General features: G+C 66.3%; 19 protein-coding genes. 9 read left to right on the top strand and 10 right to left on the bottom strand.

Annotated features, from left to right (window positions below; all coding sequences use genetic code 11):
• Positions 1-36: 36 nt before the first annotated feature.
• Positions 37-1,275, bottom strand: a complete 1,239-nt coding sequence (locus tag ABZ293_RS27495; protein ID WP_355185250.1) for a metallophosphoesterase — start codon at positions 1,273-1,275, stop codon at positions 37-39.
• 313 nt (positions 1,276-1,588) lie between these two features.
• Positions 1,589-7,051 (bottom strand): carboxyl transferase domain-containing protein, encoded by a 5,463-nt coding sequence (locus ABZ293_RS27490; protein WP_355185248.1) that lies wholly within the window; start codon positions 7,049-7,051, stop codon positions 1,589-1,591.
• A gap of 407 nt (positions 7,052-7,458) precedes the next feature.
• Here ABZ293_RS27490 and ABZ293_RS27485 point away from each other — a divergent pair, with 407 nt between their 5' ends.
• Positions 7,459-7,824 (top strand): hypothetical protein, encoded by a 366-nt coding sequence (locus ABZ293_RS27485; protein WP_355185246.1) that lies wholly within the window; start codon positions 7,459-7,461, stop codon positions 7,822-7,824.
• 190 nt (positions 7,825-8,014) lie between these two features.
• On the opposite strand, the gene ABZ293_RS27480 is transcribed toward ABZ293_RS27485, so the two are convergent.
• From ABZ293_RS27480 to ABZ293_RS27470, 3 genes are all read right to left on the bottom strand, one after another.
• Complete coding sequence (locus tag ABZ293_RS27480) at positions 8,015-9,172, bottom strand: lipase family protein (protein WP_355185244.1); 1,158 nt, start codon at positions 9,170-9,172, stop codon at positions 8,015-8,017.
• A gap of 782 nt (positions 9,173-9,954) precedes the next feature.
• A complete protein-coding gene (locus ABZ293_RS27475) occupies positions 9,955-10,446 on the bottom strand; it encodes a nuclear transport factor 2 family protein (RefSeq protein WP_355185242.1) in 492 nt (163 codons plus the stop codon).
• 10 nt (positions 10,447-10,456) lie between these two features.
• Entirely contained in the window at positions 10,457-11,044 is a 588-nt protein-coding gene (locus ABZ293_RS27470) for an NAD(P)H-dependent oxidoreductase (RefSeq protein WP_355185330.1), read from the bottom strand.
• Between the two features lie 136 nt (positions 11,045-11,180).
• Between ABZ293_RS27470 and sigJ the strand changes: the two genes are divergently transcribed.
• Complete coding sequence (gene sigJ, locus ABZ293_RS27465) at positions 11,181-12,071, top strand: RNA polymerase sigma factor SigJ (RefSeq protein ID WP_355185240.1); 891 nt, start codon at positions 11,181-11,183, stop codon at positions 12,069-12,071.
• A gap of 98 nt (positions 12,072-12,169) precedes the next feature.
• Here sigJ and ABZ293_RS27460 read toward each other — a convergent pair whose 3' ends face one another.
• Positions 12,170-12,910 (bottom strand): NAD(P)H-binding protein, encoded by a 741-nt coding sequence (locus ABZ293_RS27460; protein WP_355185238.1) that lies wholly within the window; start codon positions 12,908-12,910, stop codon positions 12,170-12,172.
• A gap of 454 nt (positions 12,911-13,364) precedes the next feature.
• Positions 13,365-13,949 carry a TetR/AcrR family transcriptional regulator gene (locus ABZ293_RS27455; protein ID WP_355185236.1) on the bottom strand — a complete coding sequence of 195 codons (585 nt, stop codon included), beginning with the start codon at positions 13,947-13,949 and terminating at the stop codon, positions 13,365-13,367.
• A gap of 86 nt (positions 13,950-14,035) precedes the next feature.
• Between ABZ293_RS27455 and ABZ293_RS27450 the strand changes: the two genes are divergently transcribed.
• Together ABZ293_RS27450 and ABZ293_RS27445 are read left to right on the top strand one after the other, a co-directional pair.
• Positions 14,036-14,563 (top strand): DUF1772 domain-containing protein, encoded by a 528-nt coding sequence (locus tag ABZ293_RS27450; RefSeq protein WP_355185234.1) that lies wholly within the window; start codon positions 14,036-14,038, stop codon positions 14,561-14,563.
• Between the two features lie 11 nt (positions 14,564-14,574).
• Positions 14,575-15,042, top strand: a complete 468-nt coding sequence (locus ABZ293_RS27445) for a deazaflavin-dependent nitroreductase (protein ID WP_355185232.1) — start codon at positions 14,575-14,577, stop codon at positions 15,040-15,042.
• Between the two features lie 176 nt (positions 15,043-15,218).
• Here the strand turns inward: ABZ293_RS27445 and ABZ293_RS27440 are convergent, their stop codons facing one another.
• Entirely contained in the window at positions 15,219-15,701 is a 483-nt protein-coding gene (locus ABZ293_RS27440; RefSeq protein WP_355185230.1) for a hypothetical protein, read from the bottom strand.
• Between the two features lie 431 nt (positions 15,702-16,132).
• Positions 16,133-17,035 (bottom strand): VOC family protein, encoded by a 903-nt coding sequence (locus ABZ293_RS27435; RefSeq protein ID WP_355185228.1) that lies wholly within the window; start codon positions 17,033-17,035, stop codon positions 16,133-16,135.
• A 126-nt stretch (positions 17,036-17,161) separates the two neighbouring features.
• Here ABZ293_RS27435 and ABZ293_RS27430 point away from each other — a divergent pair, with 126 nt between their 5' ends.
• Entirely contained in the window at positions 17,162-17,611 is a 450-nt protein-coding gene (locus tag ABZ293_RS27430) for a MarR family transcriptional regulator (RefSeq protein WP_355185226.1), read from the top strand.
• Between the two features lie 269 nt (positions 17,612-17,880).
• Here ABZ293_RS27430 and ABZ293_RS27425 read toward each other — a convergent pair whose 3' ends face one another.
• Positions 17,881-18,555, bottom strand: coding sequence for an alpha/beta hydrolase (locus ABZ293_RS27425; protein WP_355185224.1), 675 nt, complete (start codon positions 18,553-18,555; stop codon positions 17,881-17,883).
• 297 nt (positions 18,556-18,852) lie between these two features.
• Between ABZ293_RS27425 and ABZ293_RS27420 the strand changes: the two genes are divergently transcribed.
• The 4 genes from ABZ293_RS27420 to ABZ293_RS27405 all read left to right on the top strand — a co-directional run bounded on the left by ABZ293_RS27420 (position 18,853) and on the right by ABZ293_RS27405 (position 22,263).
• Positions 18,853-19,125, top strand: coding sequence for a hypothetical protein (locus ABZ293_RS27420; RefSeq protein ID WP_355185222.1), 273 nt, complete (start codon positions 18,853-18,855; stop codon positions 19,123-19,125).
• Between the two features lie 88 nt (positions 19,126-19,213).
• A complete protein-coding gene (locus ABZ293_RS27415; protein WP_355185328.1) occupies positions 19,214-19,564 on the top strand; it encodes a hypothetical protein in 351 nt (116 codons plus the stop codon).
• Positions 19,565-19,787: 223 nt separating this feature from the next.
• Positions 19,788-20,534 (top strand): hypothetical protein, encoded by a 747-nt coding sequence (locus ABZ293_RS27410; RefSeq protein WP_355185220.1) that lies wholly within the window; start codon positions 19,788-19,790, stop codon positions 20,532-20,534.
• Position 20,535: 1 nt separating this feature from the next.
• Positions 20,536-22,263 carry a non-ribosomal peptide synthetase gene (locus ABZ293_RS27405; protein ID WP_355185218.1) on the top strand — a complete coding sequence of 576 codons (1,728 nt, stop codon included), beginning with the start codon at positions 20,536-20,538 and terminating at the stop codon, positions 22,261-22,263.
• Positions 22,264-22,272: the final 9 nt, after the last annotated feature.

Below are 22,272 nucleotides of genomic sequence, written 5' to 3'. Positions count from 1 at the left end.
GGACAGCCGCGGTGCGGGCGCCCGGCCAGCGCGGCCTCACGCCTGCAGCGCAGCGAGTTCGACCACGGTGATATCGGATGGCGCCCCCACCCGGACCGGCGGGCCCCATGCCCCGGCGCCTCGCGTCACATACAGTTGCGTGTCGCCGTAGCGCTCCAGCCCGGCAACGGTCGGATTGGCCAGGCCCGCAAGGAAATTGCCCGGCCACATCTGACCGCCATGGGTGTGCCCCGACAGTTGCAGGTCGACGCCGTGGGCAACCGCGTCATCGATCAGCACGGGCTGGTGCGCCAGGAGCACCGCCGTACGCGACCGATCCCGATCCCCCAGCGCCCGACCGAAGTCGGGTCCCTGTCCGGTCGACGCGCCCTGCACGTCGTTGACGCCCGCGAGGTCGAATCCGGGCAGCTCCGTTCGGGTATTGGCGAGCAAGTGCAGCCCCAATTCCTGGACATGTTCGATCCATTCCTCCGCACCGGAGAAGTACTCGTGGTTGCCGGTCACGAAATACGCACCGTGGCGGGCCCGCAACCCGGCCAGCGGTGCGACGGCGGGACGGAGATCCTCGACAGTGCCGTCCACCAGATCGCCGACAACGGCGATGAGGTCGGGCTGCGTGTCATTGATCGTGGCGACCACGCGTTCGGCGAACCCACGCCCGAGGATCGGACCGAGATGGATGTCGCTGACCACGGCTATCCGGAACCCGTGTGCACGGCGAGGCAGTTTCGCCAGCGGAACGACAACGCGCTGCACACTGGGACCACGCAGTACACCGTAGGTTCCGTATCCGACGGTGGTCACCGCGGCAGCCGCTGCCGTACCACCCACGACACGAGATACGAAGAGTCGGCGCGGAATTCGAGTGACCGCGGCGGTGGCCACCCCCGACGATGACTCCGGCTGCGTCTGGGCACCCGGCCCCGGGATCACCCCACCGGGGACGGCCGTGTCCGCTACCGAAGTCGTCGCGACGGTATCCGCCGCCGCGTCACCGCCACCAGCCCATCTCAGCAATACAAATCGGACCACCTCCCCCACGCACAGCGCCATCAGCAGGTACACGAAGACAGCACCCCACAGATAGCCCGGCCAGGCGATGATCCGAACGAGCCGAAACGGTGCCCGAAGGCGTTCGGCGACCACGGTCCCGATCAGCAGCACCGGCGCAACCACCACGATGGCGGTGCCGATATGCCGGGACACGGAGCCTTCGACAGTCGTATCACGCACGAGCCGCCGCCATACATACCAGTGCAGCCCAACACCTGACACCGCGAGAACGATAACTCCCACGACAACCGCGACAACCACAGCAACGACCAACACGCACTCCCCACGACATACCGATGTGGACCCGACTCCCGTCGGGACACCCATCCGAATCCCTGCCCTGCCGCGGTGTGCCAGGGTCCGATCACGCAGTACCGCATCAAATCTGCAGCGGCCGCAATCGGCGGGAGGCGGCGTTGAGTACAACGCCGCCTCCACCTCCACGGGCAGCCGTTTCACCGACTCGGGGCCCGATATCGAGAGCCCCGAGTCCTGCTCGGACCTACCGCATCAGCAATCAAATGGTCCGGACCGATCAGCCAGGCAGACCAGCCTCGATGGCTTCGATGATGCGCGGGCGCAGTTCGGCGGCACGGATGATGGCATCCACCGAACCGACCTCGACAGCGCGCTGGATATTGTGCACGCGGTCGAATTCTGCTGCGACCTCACCGAGTTTCTCCGTGCGGACCGACGTCCGGACCTCGTCGCGTTCCGCCGTCAGTGCCGCGCGGTCGGCGCCGACCGCGTTCGCGGTGCGTGCCTCGAGGTCCCGCACTCGCTGATCGGCTGCGGTACGGGCATCGACCTCGCCGGAGAAGACCACCGCGGCGGCGGGGGCGCCGCCGAGCACCGAGGCGAATGAGCCTTCCAGCGCGAGCACGGTCATATTCGGGTTGAGCAGCTTCGAGAAGACCACGAACGCGCCACCGTGATAGCGCGAGATCACGCAGAACACAATGGGCCCTTGGAAGTTCACGATCGCACGGCCGATCTCGGCGCCGTACTCGAGCTGCAGCTTCCGCATCGATTCCGGCGAGCCGTCGAAGCCCGACAGGTTCGCCAGCACCACGAGCGGCCGATTGCCGCTGGCCGCGCTGATCGCCCGCGCGGCCTTCTTCGACGACCGCGGGAACAGCGTGCCTGCCGTATAGGTGTCCGGGCCATCGGTGGACGGGAAGCCGCGCCGCGGCACGCCCCTGGACTCGATGCCCAACAGGCACACCGGGATACCGCCGAGCCGCACATCCTGCACCACGGCCGTCTCGGCGTCGGCCATCCCGGCCCAGCGTTCCAGTACCGGGTGGTCCTGATCGGATACCGCCCGCATGACAGTCCGAATGTCGAACGGCTTCTTGCGGTCCGGGTTGGCGGTGGCGGAGAAGATCTCACCGACCGTGGTGAAGTCGCTGCCCGCCACGACATGCGGGAAGTCGGAGACGTCACGATCGATCGGGTCACTGGTCCGAGACCGCCGCGGCGACTGCTCGCCGGGTGCCACGTAGGTGTGGTCGTAGTGCGACATCAGCACATCGCGCGCGGCAAGCAGGTTCGGCGCCCAGTACTGCGCCTGCCCGTTCGGACCCATCACCCGGTCGTAGCCGCCGATGCCGAAGTTGTCCTCGGCCGACACACCACCGGAGAAGTCCAGCGCCTGCTTGCCGGTGAGCACCATCGCCGAGTCCGGCGTCATCACCAGGATGCCCTTGGTGTGCATGAGCATCGTCGCCTCGGCGTTCCAGTACGGCTGCGCACCGACATTGATGCCCGAGACCACGATATTGATCTCGCCGCCGTCCTGGGTGAATTCGACGATCCGCTTGAGCGCCGCCGCCACCCAGTCCATGTTCTCGGTGCCCGACTGCATCGAGATCCGGGCACCGGAGGACAGCGCGTACCACTCCAGCGGCACCTGCATCCGTTCGGCCAAGTCCATCGCGGCGATCACGCGACGGCACTCCGGTTCCGAGAGCGCGCCGAGAGATTTCGTCGGATCACCGAGCAGCACCACCCTGGTGATGCCGTCCGGATACTGCTCGGTCGGCGTGGTGACCACGCCCGCAACCATCGCGGCCTTGTTGCGTCCCTTGGGCCGGTCGACCGGCACCAGCGTGTGGTCGGTATCGAGGTCGTACTCGGCGAACTCACCGAGCAAACCGGTCAACTCGTAGGGGTAGACGGTGTTGCGGCTGCTCGCCCGCAGCACCTTCTGCCGGTACTCGTCGAGTGGCTCGACCACCTCGTCGGTCCGCTCGCCGATGGTCACCTCGGTGCCGCCGGTGGTGTCGAAGGTTATGCGCACGGCGACCTTGATCAGCTCGCCGGACCTCGGGGCCCGGTGCCGTGCGATGAGCAGGATCTCCTCCAGCCCGGCGCCCGCGGTCGTCGGCCGCACGCGATCGACGATCGTCTCCAACTCGGCGCGGGTGATGTCGACCGGCGGCCAGATGTACATCACGATGCGGTTGGTGTGGAAGCGCTTGGCCGACGGCCGCTGCGACTGTGCCCGCCGGATCGAGTCGAGGCAGGTGGCGATGGTGCTCTCGGCCGTCGGCAGTGCCAGCAGTCGGCCGTCCTGCTCGCGCAGCGCGGCCAGGTCACGCACCTGCGCGAACGCGACGAGGCGCTCATCGGACGGGTTTTCTTTCGCGATGCAGCGGAAGAGGTAGATCTCCTCGTCCGAGGACGGCAGCCGGGTGAGGTCGAACTTGCGCAGCCGCTTCATCTGCATCCGCTCCGCGATGTAGGGATGCAGGCCGCGGATCAACCGCTCCTCGACCATGCCCGTCGCGGACGGGCGGAAGGTGAAGTGATGGTGCATCACCGCACCGCCGCTGCCCGCAACGGTCGCGGTGATCCGGTGTATCTGGTTCGGCAATGGCCGCGCACCGAGCACTTCCTGCAGCGCCGCCGCCATCGCGTCGAAGTCCTCTGGCTGCTTCTCCCAGCTCAGGTAGATGTCGACCTCGATGGACGCGACACCGTTCGCCAGTTCGGTCAGACCGCGCAGCACGGTGTCGAGCGCGTCGAAACTCACCGCCGCCGACACCAGGCTCAGGCCCCGGCGCTCGGCGATCACGAAGGTGCACCCGCTGGCCTCGCGCGTGTGCACGCTGGCCAGACCCTTGTTTCCGTAGTACCGCCGGGTCAGCACCTCGAGCATGGCGGTGTTGTCCGCACGGCCGCGCACCAGCCGCTGACCGAGCAGCCGCACCAGCGGCTCGGTGCTGCGCACCATCTCGGAAATGCGCTCGGCGCGATCGGACGTTTCCGGGTGCGCGTCGAGGTGGCTCAACTGCTTGCGGACATTGGTGTAAACGCGGGCGCGGTTGCGCCGCAGCAGCGGCTGGCCGAACCAGGCATACACCAAACCGCGGGTGAGGTCGGCGATCACCGGGAAGCGCACCTGCGTCGCGGCCACCAGCCGCTCCAGCGCCAGACCGACCGGTTCATGCAGCGCCCGGTCCGGCACCGGCTCGCGCAGCCATTCGCGCAGCAATGTGGTGATGACCGTGACGGTGTCGGATGGACGTTGCTGGGCGAGGAAGATCCGGAAGACCGCGGCTTCGAGCTCAGGGGAACGTTCCAGATCGGTGACACCGTAGTGCCCGAGCGCCTTGGCGAGCGTGGCCTGGTACGACTCCGGCAGCCCGGCCCGTTCGACGTCGAGGCTCTGCAGATAGGTGTGGAAGTACTCGCGGGCGCTGTGGACATGTCCGTGGCCACCGTCCTCGTCTCCCGACCGGTTGTGGCTCAGTTCGGAGAGATCGGCGAACACCTGCACGAGTTCGATTTCCTCGGCGAGGGGCCGACGGTTGTCCGCGAGGGCTGCCCGGCGCACGGCGAGGTAGCGGTCGAGTACTCGGCGATCGTCATGCGGGTCGACGTCGAAACCCAGCAACAAGCTGCGCAGATCCTGCAGGCTGCGTGCCGTTCCGTCATGTGGTCGGTCCGATGCGGACTCGCCGGGCAGGTCCAGCTCGACCGACTCGACCGCCGCCGCGTCCTCGGCCTCGTCGTCATCGGCGAGCGGCTCCAGCCGCAGCAGCGGCGCACCGGTCTCCACCTGGGTGCCGACGGAAACAGCGCATTCCTTCAACCGAGCCCGGAACGGCGCGCGCAGCACCGTTTCCATCTTCATGCTCTCCAGTACCAGGACCGGCGCGCCCGCCTCGACCTCGGCGCCGACCTCCAGTGGCGTGGCAACGACCAGCGCAGGAGCGGGCGAGCGGACGACACCACCCTCGTCACGGCTGATCCGATGCGTCACACCATCGACATCGACCAGATGAATCGGCCCGTGCGTACCGGTGATCACGCGGTAGCGGGTGCCGTTGACCACGATCTGCCCGGTGTGGCGGTCGAAGCGCTCGAGGTCCACATCAGCGGCGGCCGTATCGCCGCCCGCCTCGATGCCGACTCGGAACCGATAGGCACCGATACGTGCGACGCGCACGCGGTAACCGACGCCGCGCAGCTTGAGGTCGTGCGGCCGACCGCTCTGATGCTGCACCTGGGGACGTCCACCCGCCGCCGTGGACAGCAGCCGGTCCCGCTCGGCGCGCTCTTCCTCTTCATAGGCGTCGATGGCGGCGACGGCCACCGCGATCGCGGAGTGCCGATGCGATACGAGGCGGCCCTCGGCGCGAACACGGTCGATCCAGCCGGTATCCGCGCTGGCATCGATCACCTCGGGCTGGTTCAGCAGATCGAGCACGAAGCTCTTGTTCGTCGCGCCGCCCTCGATGACGACCCGGGTCTTCGCCACTGCCCGGCGCAGCCGGCCCAGCGCTTCGTCGCGGTCTCTGCCGTAGGCGATGATCTTGGCGATCATCGAGTCGAAGTCGGCGGGAATCGTGTCGCCCTCGCTGACGCCGGTATCGACTCGAATGCCGGGCCCGGCGGGCAGGTCCAGCCGCGCGATGCGGCCCGGAGCGGGCGCGAAGTCGCGGTCGGGGTCCTCGGCGTTGAGCCGGGCCTCGATCGCATGTCCGCGCTCAGCCGGAGGTTCGCCCTCGAGCTTGCCGCCCGATGCCACCAGCAGCTGCGCCCGAACCAGGTCGAATCCGGTGGTGCACTCGGTGATCGGGTGTTCGACCTGCAGGCGGGTGTTGACCTCGAGGAACGCGAACAGATCGTCACCCGGGTGGTACAGGAATTCGACGGTCGCGGCGCCGCGATACCCGACCGCGATCGCCAACCGCTCGGCCGACGCCTTGAGCTCGGCCGCCTGTTCGGGGCGCAGCACCGGCGACGCAGACTCCTCGATGACCTTCTGATTGCGCCGCTGCACCGAGCAATCGCGGACGCCGAGCGCCCACGCGGTCCCCTGGCCGTCCGCGATCACCTGGACCTCGACATGCCGGGCGCCGGTCACCAGCCGTTCCAGGAAGACCACGCCACTGCCGAATGCGCGCGCGGCTTCCTGACGGGTGCGCTCGTAGGCGTCGACGAGCTCGTCCTCGTTCGTGATCACCCGGATACCCCGGCCGCCACCACCGGCGGTCGCCTTCAGCATCAACGGGTAGCCGATCTCGGCGGCGGCCGCGAGGGCCGCGTCCACGGTTTCGACCGGACCGCGGCTCCACGGCGCGACCGGCACGCCGACTTCCTCCGCGATCAGCTTCGCACCGATCTTGTCGCCGAGCTTGCGCATGGCTTCCGGACTGGGGCCGACGAAAGTGACGCCGATCTGCTCGCAGAGTTCGGCGAACGCCGGATCCTCTGCGACGAAACCCCAACCGACCCACGCGGCGTCGGCCTTGGTCGTCACCAGAGCCTGCTCGAGCGCCTTCAGATCCAGATACGGGCGTGCGGACGCGGGACCGAGGTCGTAGGCGATGTCGGCCTCGCGCACGAATGTCGCGTTCCGGTCGACATCGGTATGCAAAGCGACGGTTTCGATCGATCTACCGGTCTCCGCGGCCAGATCTTGGACGGCATGGATGAGGCGCATGGCGGCCTCTCCGCGGTTCACGATGGCGATGCGGCTGAACACTCGCCAGCTCCTTCCATTCCACAGCTCTGGCCCGCTCGGGCTAGGGGTTGCGACTACCGGTCCCGCGTAGTCTGCACCCCATACTGCTCGTACGTACAGGCCGTCCGGCGGTTACCCGCGCGTATCGTGGGAAATCCCTCATACGGGCCTATGAGAGTCGGTGGCGGAATTCCTCGATCCGGCCAGGTTCAAGTACCGTGCCCGTGATCGGGTCGTAGTTCGGCGCGGGTATCGATGAGCGCATTCGAACGGGAGTGGAAGACGTCGATTTTCGACCAGCATCGCCAGATGTGTTGACCTGCAACGTTTCTTCGTTTTCCGAGCTCGCGCTGCGGCGGGGGCGTATCCGATCGGCGCGGGCACCTGAGCAGCTCGAACGCTCCGCCGCAGTGTAGGAGGTGATCTGTGTGGCCGACATTGTCGATGTACTGCACGCCCGCTGCGCCGAAGTCGCGGGCGAGGCGATCCTCTCCGGAGCGGAGCACCCGACCCTCACACTGACCACTCGTGAAGTAGCCGACCTGCTCAACCATATGGCCGACCTACGCCGCCGCTACCACGACATCGACCTCGCCCACCGCGAACTCGACCACCGCTACACAGTGCTGCGCCGAGCCGCCAGCGATGCCACTGCATCGTTGGATCGGATCCGCGCCGCACTGGAGCAGCGCACCGCGCACCCGGAAGCGCAGGCTCGCCAGGCATGCACCATCGCTCGTTTCGCTGCCCAGAACCTCACTGCCGCAAGCCTCAACACCGAGAAGGCGAATTGACGATGCGGCGCGCGATGCGGCTCGTCACGAAGATCGGGGGGTGAACACCTCGATATCGAGACCGGTCAGAATCTGATAGGCGGTCGGCCCGGTCACGCCGCATAACGCGCGATCGGTGACGTGGAAGACCGACGATTGCCGTCCACGCCACCGACACCGCGTTTGCGCCGAGCGACGATCCCGTCGGCTCTCAGCAGGCAACAGGGGCAGGTTCGCCGCGAACCCGGCCCTCGAGCCACCGCAGTACCTCAGGTGCGCCCGCTGCCGCTGCGGACAAATGCTCGGGCACGGACACCGTCATCGTCTGCAGCCGCACCCCGGAATTGCACCAGCGGCGGTCGGTGTTTTCGATGGAGTCGACCGGAACCAACGGGTCGCTCGGTGAATGCCATTCGAACATGGGCATTTCCGGCACCCCTGGGTAGAGCTCCAGACTGTTTTGCTCCACCACCGTCCAGGCCTCGGGCCTGTCGAAGATAGAGGTGGTGGTGACGTAATCGCGAGCGCTGCCGTTGGCGCCGATGGCGAGGATTTCGTTGGTGCAGCGGTTCGCCATGGCGTCACGGAGCGCGACGCCGCGCGGGTTGAGATACAAGCTGGTCGGCACTTGGTCCGGATACTCCCGCTCCAGACCGATTGCCGTCGCCATGGCCAGCCCGAAGGCCGGATGCGGGTCGAGGCCGAGCGCCCGCGCCATCGTCAGCAGGTTCATCGGTGCGCCGCCGATGGCCGCGCCCGCGATCTGCAGCTCACTTGCATACGACGGCTGCAGCACTGACGCCCACGAGGTGGCCAGGCCGCCACCGGAGTAGCCCGCCATCGTCACCGGACTGTGCTGTACCGCGAGTTCGGGCAGCCGTTTCACCGCCCGGATGCCGTCCAATACGATGTGCGCACCCAATTGCGCCGCTCCGAGTGCGAACTGCGGGCCCAGATGGTCCGGCATCGCGACAGTCCACCCCTCCTGCAGCACGGCATTCAACATCGACGCCGTCACGGACAGATTCAAATCGCCGCTGTACAGCTTGTGCGATACCGCGCAGTCGGTGCCGAGTGCATTGATGAAGTGCTGGTACGACAGCAACGGCGCGTCGGGCTGATGGCCGAAGGGGGTGATGACTGTGGTGGTCGCCGCGATCGGCCCACCGTGCGAGTCGGTCGAGCGGAATTTGACCAGAGTGACGGTGGCGCCGGGGAAGAGGGGCACCGGTGGCATCGCCCGCACGTCGAGGATGTCACCGGGTTGGTGCGCTGCCACATCCCCCGGGGCGGCATAGAACGGATCCGGATCGGGCACCGGATACAGCGGTTCGGCGGTTGCCGTCGTCGCCAGCAGCGCAAGTGCCATACCGCTGAATGCACCCAGGACCTTGGTCCAACCGCTGCGTCTACTACCGAAGAAAGAATGGAACGGACGAGTCACGACCTTGACCTCCACGGATAGTTCGCGGGCATAGTCGACAAGCCAGGCTGAATACAAATACCACATTCGGCAAATCTCCAGCGACACTATGGAAAGAAAGCCTGATCGGCCCAAATAACCGGCAGCCGAGCATCCGACTCGAGCCCAGACCGGTGCCGTCGTCGAACAATTCGGAGCAAATAACAGTTACGCCATGCCGGGGCGACCCCCGGCACCCACCAGCCGAGCCGATCTGCAGCATGTCCACATGCTCGACGACTTGACGCGCTCGCGTCCCGCACGTTCACCGCGCGTCCGCTCATGCGCACCGAGGCGATACCAGCCCGGCCGGGTCGTGAACGGATATGCCCTTGATAGTCAGGGAGGCGATGACCGACTTCGGCGTGGAATAAACTGCAGCCTGGCAGATTTCGCAATTGTCGAGCAAATAGGCCACGGTTTCGTTGGCGTCACCCCTGGTATGGCCGATGAGACCGACCGTACCGCGCTTGATCCGAGCCCGTGACGTACACGGCCGGCAGGTAGCGCGCCGCACCGTGCGCATCCGCACCCGGCGCGCCTCGCTCGGCACCACAGGTGGCTGGCGACGGCGCCGGATGGCCCGGAAGCTCGAGGGCGGCCTCGTTCACCGATGACGAGGCCATGCGCGACAGGATGCCGCCCACGGAGTTGCCGGTGGTTGCGGCAGCCCCGTGGGCAGCGCATGATCACCCGTGCAGTTGGGCAGCGGATACGTCCACACCCAGTCCGTTCTCTCCCGGCGGTGAGCCCGGCAGCGGCGAGCTGTCCAGGTATCGGATCTCGTAGACCCGCTCGGTGAACTTCCAGCCGTCGGCCGTTCGCCGGTAGCGATCGTGGTAGATCGCATAGTTCAAATGTGAACTGCCGCTTCGCAACCGACCGAATTCACAGATGTGGGCGCGGCCGGAGGCGGTATCGCCGTCGATATCGACCGCGCCGGGATGGGTGTGCTGCACGAAGTAGTCCCAGGCGTCTTGCATTCGCGGCATTGCGGTCTCCAATTCGGCGCGTCCGGAGACTTCGATACCCGCGTCGGGGATGCGCAGCACCGCGTCGTCGGTGAACAGCGCTGCCAGGCGCTCGAAGTCGTGCATCATCACCGCGTCGGTGAATTCGGCGCAGAGTGCTTCGATTTCGATACGGTCGACGAGTGACCGAAAGTCGTTTGGCGTAGCCATCATTGGCTCCTCAGGAATTGACGAGAGTGGTTTCGGTACTGGCCTGCCGTAGCGGTGCGAGCGCGCGGCTCCATGCGACGACCTGGTCCAGCAGCATGCTCAGGGCTGTGGCGTGGCGGTCGTCCGGTGTGAAGGTGGTGTAGTTCTCGAAATCGGTGAGCACCGAGATCGTGACCTGGTGGCTCACATCGGCCATGCCCAGGGCGCCGCAGACCAGCCGCAGCTGCTCCACCGCGCGGACGCCGCCGCCCGCACCGTAGGAGACGAATCCGACCGCCTTGTCGGCCCACTGCGCGAACAGGTGGTCGATCGCGTTCTTCAGCACTCCGGGGGCCGAGTGGTTGTACTCGGGGGTCACTATCACGAAGCCGTCGAACGGGGCGATTCGCTCGGCCCAGGCTCGGGTGTGCTCATGCACGGAGGGGCCGAACATCGGCGCCACCGGCTCGTCCAGATGCGGTAGCGGGTGGTCGCGCAGGTCGATCAGTTCGAACTCGGCGTCGTCGCGACCCGATGCCATGTCCAGAACCCACTGGGCGACCTGTGGGCCGTTGCGGTTGGGCCGAGTACTGCCGAGAATGATGCCGATTCTGATCATGTCCGGGAACTCCTGCTCTGCTGAAAGTGTCACGACCTTCCGACGATGCAGCGGGTCGGAATGTCAGGCCGCCTCACAGTCCGGGTGGCTATTTCGTCAATTAGGTGAGGGCCGCATCGACCGAAGGAGCCGACACATGACCGATCCACAGCTGCGCTCGGTGATCAGTGAACGCCGTCAGCTGATCAATCTCGCCTACCGCCTGCTCGGCTCGCTGGCCGAAGCCGAGGATGTGGTGCAGGAGACCTATGCGCGCTGGTACGCGTTATCCGAGCGGCAGCGGCAGGATGTGGCCGCGCCAGGCGCCTGGTTGACCACGGTCGCCAGCCGCATCTGCCTCGATCTGCTCGGCTCGGCGCGAACCAGGCGGGAACGCTATGTGGGCGAATGGATTCCGGAGCCGGTGCCGGACCGTGCCGAATGGCTCGGTGGCCCGGCGCCCGCCGATCCCGCCGACCGGGTCACCCTCGACGAGTCGATCAGCATGGCCTTCCTGGTCGTGCTGGATTCCATGACACCGGCCGAGCGGGTGGCCTTCGTATTGCACGACGTGTTTCGCTACTCCTTCGCCGAGGTCGCCGACATCGTCGGGCGCACCCCCGCGGCCTGCCGTCAGCTGGCCTCCTCCGCCCGCCGCCGCATCCACACATCACCGGGTCCATCGGGCACCCAGCGCGCCGAGGTGGTCCGGGACTTCAAACGGGCCTGGGAGACAAGAGATATCGAGGCGCTGATCGGCCTGCTCGATCCGCAGGCGACCGCGACCTCCGATAGCGGCGGCCTGGCCCCGGCCTTCCTGCACCCGATCAACGGCGGCGAGCAGATCGCCCGCGCCTGGGTCGAAATCGCCGCCCGAGCCCCCGAGGTGACACTGCTCGAGCGCACCGTGAACGGCCAACCCGGCCTGGTGGCGCAACTCGCCGACGCCATCGTGTCCGTCTACGCCTTCGATATCGCCGACGGCCGCATCACCCGCATCTGGGCCATCCGGAACCCGGAGAAGCTGCGGCCCTGGACGGCGGGATGAGCTGTGCCGACCACGCAACCGAGCTCGACCGGTGAGATGAGTGGGACGCGCACTTGGGCGGGCATGGCCGAGCCTGAAGCGGGCCGGTATCCGCTGATTCAGTGGGCTTTCTGGAGCCAGTCCCGGTAGTGCGTTGGTGCCAGGTGCGCGTCCGGGCCTGCGATGAGCACATCGCCGGGGACGGCTGCGAACATGCCAGCCGTGTCGTCGGTGACGACGGTGCGGCTGTCGTCGTGTGCGGCGAGGGTCACCCTGCCGAGTTCGTCGAGCCGGAAGACGTCCGGGCCTGCGACGTTCCAGATCCCGCGCAGCGGGGCGCCGGTGGCGACCTTGACGACCGCGTCGACGACATCGGCGCCGGCCATCGGCTGGATCGGGGTTGCGGGCAGCCGGACGGTATCGCCATCGGAGGTCCAGGACAAGACCGCGTCCATGAACTCGAAGAACTGGGTGGCGCGCACGATGGAGTACGGCGTCGGCCCCTGCCGGAGCAGATCCTCCTGCAGGGCCTTGGCCCGGTAATAGTCCAGCTGGGGCACCTGGTCCACGCCGACGATCGACAGGATGACCTGGTGCCCGACACCGGCCCTGTCTCCTGCGGCGAGCAGGTTGGTCATGGAGCTTCGGAAGAACTCCAACGACGCCTCGTCGAAGGTCGGCGAGTTCGCCACGTTGACCACGACATCGGCGCCCTGCAGCGCCTGGTCCAGGCCCTTCCCCGTGATCAGGTCGACACCGGTCGACGGTGCCGCGGGGACGGCCTCGTGTCCGGCCGCAGTCAACTTCTGGACCACTTGCGAGCCGATCCGTCCGGTACCACCGATGACTATGAGCTTCATGGTTCTCCCCTTTTCACGTGCCCGAATATCCAGGGTTCACAGCGGCCGATTGCACTGATGCCCGAAGTCCTGTTCACCGCGCCAGCCAGAAGCCGATCCCGTCTCCCACGGCCGCGCCACCAGTAGTCGACTACCTTGTCGCGCTTCCAGCATCCCATCAGCAAACCGTCGATGGGGTGTTTCTGTCAGACGTCCATGAATTCGAACCCTGCGGCGTCATGCCGGAACTCGACGGCAGAATCGAGCAGATTGTGTGGATCTCACATGGCCCCATGGACGACAGAATCGCATCTCTGGATCGACTCGGTGACCACCTGCACTACATCCTGCCCGCCTAAATGACCTCAGCGACATGACATCTCAACCATCCGCACATGCCGATGTGCGGACGGCGTGTGCTAGTCCTGCCCGTACCGCTAGCGGATACACACGTGTCGGAGCCACCAGCGTCGTGTCAGCTGAAAAGGCCGGCGCGCGCGGCGGTCAGCGACAGTGCGGCGGCGGCGTCGGCGGTAGTGTCGTCCACTGACTCGCCTGTGATCAGGACACGTAGGTAGATAGGCGCCACAAGGGTTTTGATCATCTCGGCGGCATTTGTGCCGCTGGGAATCTCGCCGCGCGTGATCGCACGCGCGACGACCGGCAGCGCCCGGCGGATACGGTCACGGAAGACATGACGCGTGGCATCGGGCGGCGCCGGCAACCCGGCGGAGGGCAGCATGACCGCGAGGACCGCCCGACCGGACGGGCTGTTGATCCACCCGACGAGGCTGCGCGCCAGCGCACGCAAATCGTCCTCGACCGAACCGGTATCAGGAATGGGGATTTCCGCGGCGACACTGTCGGCCAGCGCATCGGCGATCAAGGCGTCGCGGTCGGGCCATCGCCGGTAGACCGTGGTCTTGTGCACACCGGCGCGCTGAGCGACGTTGTCGACGGTGAACGCGGAGTACCCTCGCTCGCTCAGTTCAACGACGGTCGCGGCGAGTACGGCTGCGCGAACCTTTGGTCCACGGCCGAGGGGCGCGGCAGAACTCATTGCAACTCCCAGTTGCGATATCGGTGAAAGTCGGGCAGGCTGACAATATCGCAACTCGGTGTTGCGATGCGGAGATGGGAGTTCCGATGTTGTCGAAATCCGTCCGAGCTGCGGCGCTGTTGTTTCCCGGCCTGCTCGCTGGAGCGTTCGGATATGGCGCGGTGAACGTGCTATACGCATTTCGTGAAGTGCCCCTTGATGTTCGGTTCACGTTTCATACCGCGTTGATGCGCGTCAACGGCCCGGTCATGCAGACACTGATGGGTCTGGCCGTCCTGAGCACACTGCTGCTGGCGGTGCGATCGAAGTCTCGGCCACGGTGGGTCGCGGCGAGCGCCTCGGCGCTGACGTTCGTCTCGTTCCTGGTGACCCGTTTCGGGAACGTGCCGATCAATCAGCAGATCAAACACTGGGCAGCGGGAACGCCACCCAGCGATTACGCCGAGATCCTCCGGCGCTGGGAACTATTCCATTTCACCCGAACCGGGTGCGCCCTCATCGCATTCGTCCTGGTGATCACGATAGTCATCGGGTCCGGCGCTATCGACGAACACAACCGCCAACCCGGCAGGGCCGGCCGCAAGCCCGCTATCGATGCCCACCCAGCGCACTGAAGGAAGACCCGGTGACGACACTGTCCACCAAGCACAAGATCCGCAACCGCATAGTCGCGCTCTCGCATCGCGTCGGCTTGCCGTTCGGCCATATCCAACTGCTCACCCTCCCTGGCCGCACCAGCGGGCACCCCCGGACCACTCCCGTCGCGCCGATACTCATCGACGGCACCCACTACCTCGTCCAGGCGTACCCCAACGCCGACTGGGTGAAGAATGCCCGAGCCGCCGGTCACGGCATGCTGACGCGCGGGCGGAAAACCCGGATCGTGAATCTGATCGAGGTGCCCGAACAGCAGCGTGAACCGATTATGCGCGAGTTCCCCACGCAAAACCCAAGGGGAACACAAGCTTTCATCAGAAACGGGCTGGTCGACTCCGCTTCACCGGACAGCTTCGCCGCCGCAGCGCCCCGATGCCCGGTATTCCGCGTCGAGCCGGTGAATACGTTGGGAACATCGACTGGACCCGCCTCGTGAATGCCATGGAGCGAACAGCTCGAGCTAAAGGTACGCCTCAGCGTGGCGAACATTTATGCCGCTGGGCGGGCGATCCGAGCAGTGAGATCCACGGCGGTGCAGACCGTCCGATGATGCCGCCGGACGCGCGTACCTCATGTGACAGACCCGGCCTCATGTGGCGTGGACAGCCGTGATCACCGAGCCGTGAAGGTACCCACCCCCGAGGACAGAGTGATGCCGAAGCCACCGGCGGTCGCGATGGCGACGATCTGTCCTGCTCCGGTGAACACCGGCACCGGAGCCGGGGCGCAGTCGCAGGGCTGCTGCGCCGTTTCCCGATCCGCCACGTCCACCACACCGATCGCTCCGGTCGTCAGGTTCGACCACTGGATCCGGGCGTGGGAGTCGAAAATGGTGCCACCGCCGAAGGGGGCGGGGTTGGCGACACCGAAGGTAGTGACCCCCGGGGCGTCGCCGACGGTCGCCGTCAAGTAGATACTGAATTGCGTTGGCACACCCCCTGATTGGGATATCTTCACCAGCGGCAGCCGGAACGTGGTCATTTCCGCGGCGCGAGCCACGGTGTGCTGCCCCAGCACCGACGCACCGACCACCGCACCGGCGACACCGAATTTGGCGACCACGCCAGCAACCCGGCCAACCACGTTGTTCGTCACTAGCCCTCCTCACGGTCGATTCCGGCCTGCATCCAGATCGGCGACATCATGACGATCGATCACGTGATCGCCGGATCAGCTTCGCCGACAGCCCCATTCACAGCGCTGCCCGCGCATTCGACAAGGCGCCACGAGCGGGCGTCCCGCCCAGTAAACAACCCGAGGTGCGATATTTGCGGCATCGACCCGCCCAGACTTGCGGCATGCCGGGCGCGCCACAGGGCTCGATCCTGATCAGGACACGCTTTCCGGCGGCCACAAAGACATCGGCGCCCTTGTTGGCAGCCGCGGTGCAGACGTCCGTGCCGACCGTCGCAGCGTTCGGTACACCCTGAATTACCTGGATGCAATTGAGGAAATGCCCAGTACGTTGCGTGGTACGCGCATTCCTCTCACGGAAATATCCCGCGATGTTTGTGGCTCGGCCGAAACTATTCGATCGGGTTCAGAATCCCAGGTGCCCGAGTCCGCGCTGCCGAAGAGAAGCGGTGCCCCCAGTAGCTGGGCTTGTTGTAGGTTCGCGCCACCCAGCTGAGATCGTCCACGACCAATCCCCCATGCCCGAGTTCGATCTGGAAGCTCGACGGAGTCGTGATGTAGATCGAGGTCATGAGGTCATTGGTGTGCCGACCGAGGCTTTGCATGATTTCGGTGTCGTGCCGTTCCAACAGATCAATCGCACGGCCGAGGTCGTCCATGTTCTCGTATTCGAGCATGAGGTGGTTGAATCCCACGTGTCCAGGGAATTCGGCGAGCGCAAGAGAGTGGTGCCTCCCGTTGATGTGGTAGAAGCGGACATTGAAGTAGCCGTTGACGATTCGGTCCGACAGCCGGAATCCGAGGACGTCCGCATAGAACTCGTTCGCCTTGTTCATATCGGGGACCTGGAAAACGACGTGCCCCAGACCTTGGTCGCCGGTGACGAAGCGCCCTCGCATCACTCGTCCGGGCTGAAACGAGTTCGGGGTTGCCGCCTTGCCCCACGTCAGCTCATGCCGCAGACCCCACGGGTCGCAGAACCAGGCCAGCTCGGCTACTTCTCGTTCCCGACACAAGTCGGCATCACCCCAGTGGATATCGACGCCACGCTCAGTCAGCTGCTCGACATAGGCCCGCAGATCGGTTTCGTTGGCGAGCCCCCAACCGGCGTACCGGAATTCGTCCGCGGTGCCGGGATGGATCGAGATTCGATGGTTGATGTCGTCGAGTGCGAGCCGGACTGCGCCGGCGGGTCCATCGGGTTTCACCATCGCTCCCAGAAGGCCGGGGCCGTAGCTGCGCCAGTTGTCGACATGCGGCGAGGCGACGCCGACATACGAAAGTTCTTGGATCATAAGAGTTCTCCCCACTCGCTGCCGCGGGCGCTGTGTGCTCGCGGCATGCCGAGAAGGTAACACCGCGTACCAATCATTGGCAATGCCAGTCATTGGCAAGGCCGTCTTATCAGGTACCATTCGCGTATGGAATCACCCGACCGGGACGCCTCCCGCACGCTCGACGGCAGACTGGGGTATCTGCTGGTGCGGGCGGCGATGCGTGTCCGCCAGCGATACACCGCCGTGCTGTCCGTCCATGGACTGCTGCCGAACCAGCACGCGATCCTGAGCCGGTTGAACGAGATCGGCCCTTCGCATCAGAAGCAGCTGGCCGACCGAGTCGGTCTCGATCCGGGCGACATCATCGCCTACCTCGACGGCCTGTATAAGGCTGGCTACATTCACCGCGACCGCGACCCGGCCGACCGACGGCGCCAGATCGTCGCCGTGACACCGGCTGGCGTCGACGTGCTCGATATCGCCGATCGGGCCCTCGACGCGATGGAGGAAGACACATTCGCAAGTCTTGCCGTCGCCGAGAAGACCAGCTTCGCGGAGCAGCTTGCACGTTTGTCCGAATCATTGGGCCGATAGGGTGTCTCGACCGCGCAATCGCGTACGCCACCCTCCATTGACAAACGACACGCACAGCGTCGGACCTGCGCTGCCACATGACGTCTCGCCGACTCCTGCGACATCCTCGGGCGCCTGCCGCTGAACAGGTTTCGGAACCCATGTTGCGGAACGGCTTTCGGAACGATTCGTGACTCTCTCGCGTCTGGCCCCACTATCTCGCATCGAGGTCCCTCCCCTGGACACCGCCAGGATCCTGAGCGCATGGGAAAGGCACGCCACGATGTCGGCTAGTGGCCGCCGAGCAGTCCGTATGCGGCGGCGTACGCCTCGAGGCGGTCCGCCAGCTCGTGTGGGCGGCTCAACGCGGGGGTGTGCCCGCAGTTGATCTCGTCGGGGGTGATGCCCAGGCGTTCTTGGGTGATGCGGTGCAGGAAGCCAGCGGGGAACAGGCGGTCGTCGTGTCCGATCAGGACTCGCGTGGGGACACCGGGCCAGGTGTCGAACGGCGACGGTTCACTCATCCGGGCCTCGGACTGGGTGCGCGATCGGTTCAGCGCTTCGGCGGCCAGCTCCGGCGGAACGTCCTGGTAGAAAAGGGCGATCGGATCGTCGTACCGGACCCGCTCTTCCTCGTCATATCTCGTATTGGTCCAGTAGTCGGCGGGCGCCTCGCCCGGCCTGGGGATCATGGGCGCGATCAGGACGAGCAGTTCCACCGCCACCCGGTCGCAGACGAGCGGGGCGGTGAAGCCGCCGAACGATTGCGCGACCACGACGAGATCGGTCCGGTCGCCGAGCGCACCGACCACGATGTCCGCGTACTCGGACAGGCCAGCCGAGTCGTCGTCGCATGGCAGATCCGGAGCGATGGCCGCATGGCCTCGTGCATGCAGTTCGGCCGCCACCAGATGCCAGTACCACCCGACATCGCCAGCGCCGTGGATGAAGACGAATGTGGCCACCCGGCCTCCTTCCTGAGATCCTGATCGAGATTGCTGCCTGGCTCCAGTGCAAATCTGCACGCAGACCGCACTTCCTGGTTTCGTGGCGAGGTTAGGCGACGGTACCGACAATCTCGGCCGCATTGCCGGGTGCGCAGCAAAGCGTCTGCCGGGGAGAGGTGGGGTTTCTCGCCGTCTCGATTGGTCAATATTCATGCAGCGGTCCGTCGGTCGCGCGCGATCGGCACCCGCCACACACCAGCTGCACCACCCCGCCCGAGAACCGCGCCACCTTGCGCGAACAAGGAGGAAGAACAAGTGCGTTCCAACAAAGTCGGTGCCATCGCCGTTGCACTTGCCGCCGCCACCGTGGCCGCGGCAAGTCCGGCGCAGGCCGATGAACCCACCCCCGGTGCGCCCAACGAGATCATCTCGATCGATCTCAACCTGCTGGGATGTTCCATCGGCGCTGGGCTGGGCGTCGACCTTGTACTTGCCCTCGCCAGCACTGGTTCCAGTTCCAATGCCAGCGTTTCATCCGGACTGGCGGCCCGCCTGCGCGCCGCCGGTTGCCTGCCCTGGCCCCGGTAATCGTGATGACCCGCATCGGCTGGCCCGATGTGCGGTGATCTCCCTGTCTGCGGTCTCGTAACCAGGCTGCGCCGAGGCCGCAACTCGCCTGTGTGGCAATGATTGTCGGCTCGCAAGTTGCACCAGCAGCGTCGCCACTCGAACAGATCGCTGCGAATTTCGCACCCCGATAGGCGATTCCGGGTTCTCGATCTCGTCGGGCGCGACCCCGGAAGCCGATCACGGCGACTACGCGCTGCACCGGTATCTCCAACGCCGCGCAACGCAACCGTGGTTCGCCAACGCCCGAAGCGTAAGCAACGCGGTAGAACGGGCTCGGCTACGGCACGCACGGCGACTGATCTCCGCGCCCAACCAGCTGGTGAACCTCGCCGCGCTCGTCAACCCCGCAGGGAATCATCAGGGACGCACAGACATTCAAACACCACCCCGATCTTGATAGACCGAATCCACTGCGTACCAGCAACATTCGCGATATCCCCACCATCGGGAAGGCAAGAGGGGCTACGGCGACCCCCGCCATCGGGTTTACTTGCAGGACTCAACCCTCGCTGCAATGGAGCGTCCACGTGGGGTCAGATTCGTCGCAAGCAAACCGACACGGTGGCATCGTCCCACCGGGTTTCATCGGCCTCGAACCGGGTGCCAACGAATACCTTGTTGTGGCAGTTGATTTCGACCTCACCAGCCGTGGTGAGGCGGGGTTCCGTGACCTCGCAACGCTGCTGCCCGAGCCGGTGACGGTCTGGCTGACCGCCCAGCCGCCCGCGAACGTCGCCCATACCGCGTCGGGTGCGGCCTACACCGCATGGTGGTGGGATCGGCTTGCCGCCTCCGGCGCGCAGATCGACGCGATACTCGGGTATTGCGCGGGCAGCGTGTTCGCCTGCGCCCTAGCCGATGAGGTGGCACGTCGGCAAGGCCGCCGACCCGCCACCGTTGTCTTCAATCCCGGTCGCCCCACCAGGGATTCGGTGTTCCGTGATATGCGCACCACCCTGACTTCGCTGTCTTCGCTGTCGGCCGCCGAACGCGACGACCTCATCGGCACGGCGAGCACCCTGCTCGAGGAGTGGCCGCGTGATATTCCAAGTATCCTGGATCGACTCTTGGCGCTGTATCGCGACGCCGCCAGCGACGCCTTCGAACGAGTCGGTATCGCACCGGACGTCGGCGCCGAGCTGATCGATGTGTTCGCCTCCTACACAGCGTATTTGAGGGCGGCGTCATCCATTGCGCCGCACCCTCACTGGTCGTCGGCGACCGCCGTGATCTCTGCGGAAGACGACGGGGAACCAGGCTTCACCGCGCAACGCATCCCCACCGCGATCGGCCGCCGCGACCTGTTGCGCACACCCCAGGTCGCCCGCCTGGTCCTGAACGCGATGCAGCCGGAAAGTAGGAGATGACATGGCGACCGGCACCTCCACTGTCACAGAGCTGTTCCGCGAACAGGTGCACCGGATCGGCGATGCCACGGCCGTCGTGCATGCACGCGGGCGGCTGAGCTACCGCCAGCTCGACGACGTCTCCACGCGACAGGCCCGAGCATTGCACCGCAACGGCGTGCGCCGCGGCGACCTCGTCGCGGTGTACCTCGACAACTCCGTCGATCTCGTCATCGCGCTGCTCTCGATCGTCAAGAGCGGGGCGGGCTATCTGCCGCTGGCCGTGACCGATCCACCGCCGCGGACCGAGGCACTGCTGCGGGCGGCCGAACCGAAACTCGTTCTGGTCGAACAGAACTGGCCACAGTGGATGTCCGGACTCGCTCCCATCGTCTCGTTGGGCGTGCAGACCCACGACGACTCCCCCGGCGACGCGCCACTCGGCCCGGCGCCACACGATGCCGCCTACGTCATCCACACGTCCGGTTCCACCGGCCGACCCAAGGGCGTCGTCATCGAACACGGTGCCCTCGCAACATATCTGCGTTGGGCCGTGACGTGGTATCCGGGCTTGGCCGGGTTGGTGCGCGTGCACTCCTCGCCAGCGTTCGACATGTCGGTGACGAGTCTGTTCGGCCCGCTGGTCGCAGGCGGAACGCTCGATATCGCGCCCCTCGACGACCCCGGCGAGACCCACGACGCGCCGACCTTTCTCAAGGTGACTCCCGCACATCTGCCGCTGCTGCGCTCCGCCTTCCCGCACTGCGCGCCCACCTCGGACCTCATCGTGGGCGGCGAGGCGCTCACCGGTGCGATGCTCGCCGACTGGCGGCGCGAGCATCCGGCGGCCGCCGTCGTCAACGAGTACGGTCCCACCGAGGCGACGGTCGGCTGCTGTGTCCACCGGGTGGGGCCGGGCGATGCACTCGCACCCGGGCCCGTCCCTATCGGCCTGGCCACCCCGGGCACCCGGCTGTACCTGCTCGACTCGCGACTCCTCCCCGTCGACGAGGGTGAGTTGTACATCGCCGGGTCCCAACTCGCGCGCGGCTACCTGCGCAGCCCCGGGCTCACGGCCGCCGCCTTCGTCGCCGACCCGCTCGGGCCGCCCGGCACTCGGATGTACCGCAGCGGCGACCGCGTCCGCCGCCGAGACGATGACCTGCTCGAATTCGCGGGCCGGGTGGACGACCAGCTGTCCATCAACGGATTCCGGGTCGAACCCGGCGAAATCGCCGACATGCTCACCCGGGCCACCGACGTGGATCGAGCCGCGGTGGTCGCTCGCGATAACGGATCCGCGGGCACCGGGCTCATCGCGTACGCCACACCGGCACCCGGCGCCACCCCGACCACAGGCGCGCTGCGGCAGTACCTGGCCGACCGGCTTCCGGGACACCTGGTGCCCACGACCATCGTGCTGCTCGAAGCGTTCCCGCTGACCCCGAACGGCAAGCTCGACTACGCCGCACTGCCGGAACCCACGGAAAGTGCTGGGCAGCAGGCGGATTCGTCCGCAGCACCGCAGACACCCACGGAACAGCTCGTCTGTGAGCTCATGGCCGAACTGCTCGAACTCGAAGAGGTCGGCGTCGACGACGACTTCTTCGCCCTCGGCGGAACCAGTCTGGCCGCGGCGCGCCTGGTGACCCGGGCCCGCCGCAGCGGCGTGGATTTCACCCTTACCGACGTGCTGAGCCACCGAACGGTGCGCAGGTTGCTCGATCCCCACTTTCCGGCCCGGCACTGAGGAGACGAT

This window comes from Nocardia sp. NPDC005998, assembly GCF_040614395.1.
In the GTDB taxonomy this organism is placed as follows: Bacteria; Actinomycetota; Actinomycetes; order Mycobacteriales; family Mycobacteriaceae; genus Nocardia.
The sequence above is the reverse complement of the archived record's forward strand: the minus strand, read 5'-3'. Positions and strand labels throughout refer to the sequence as shown.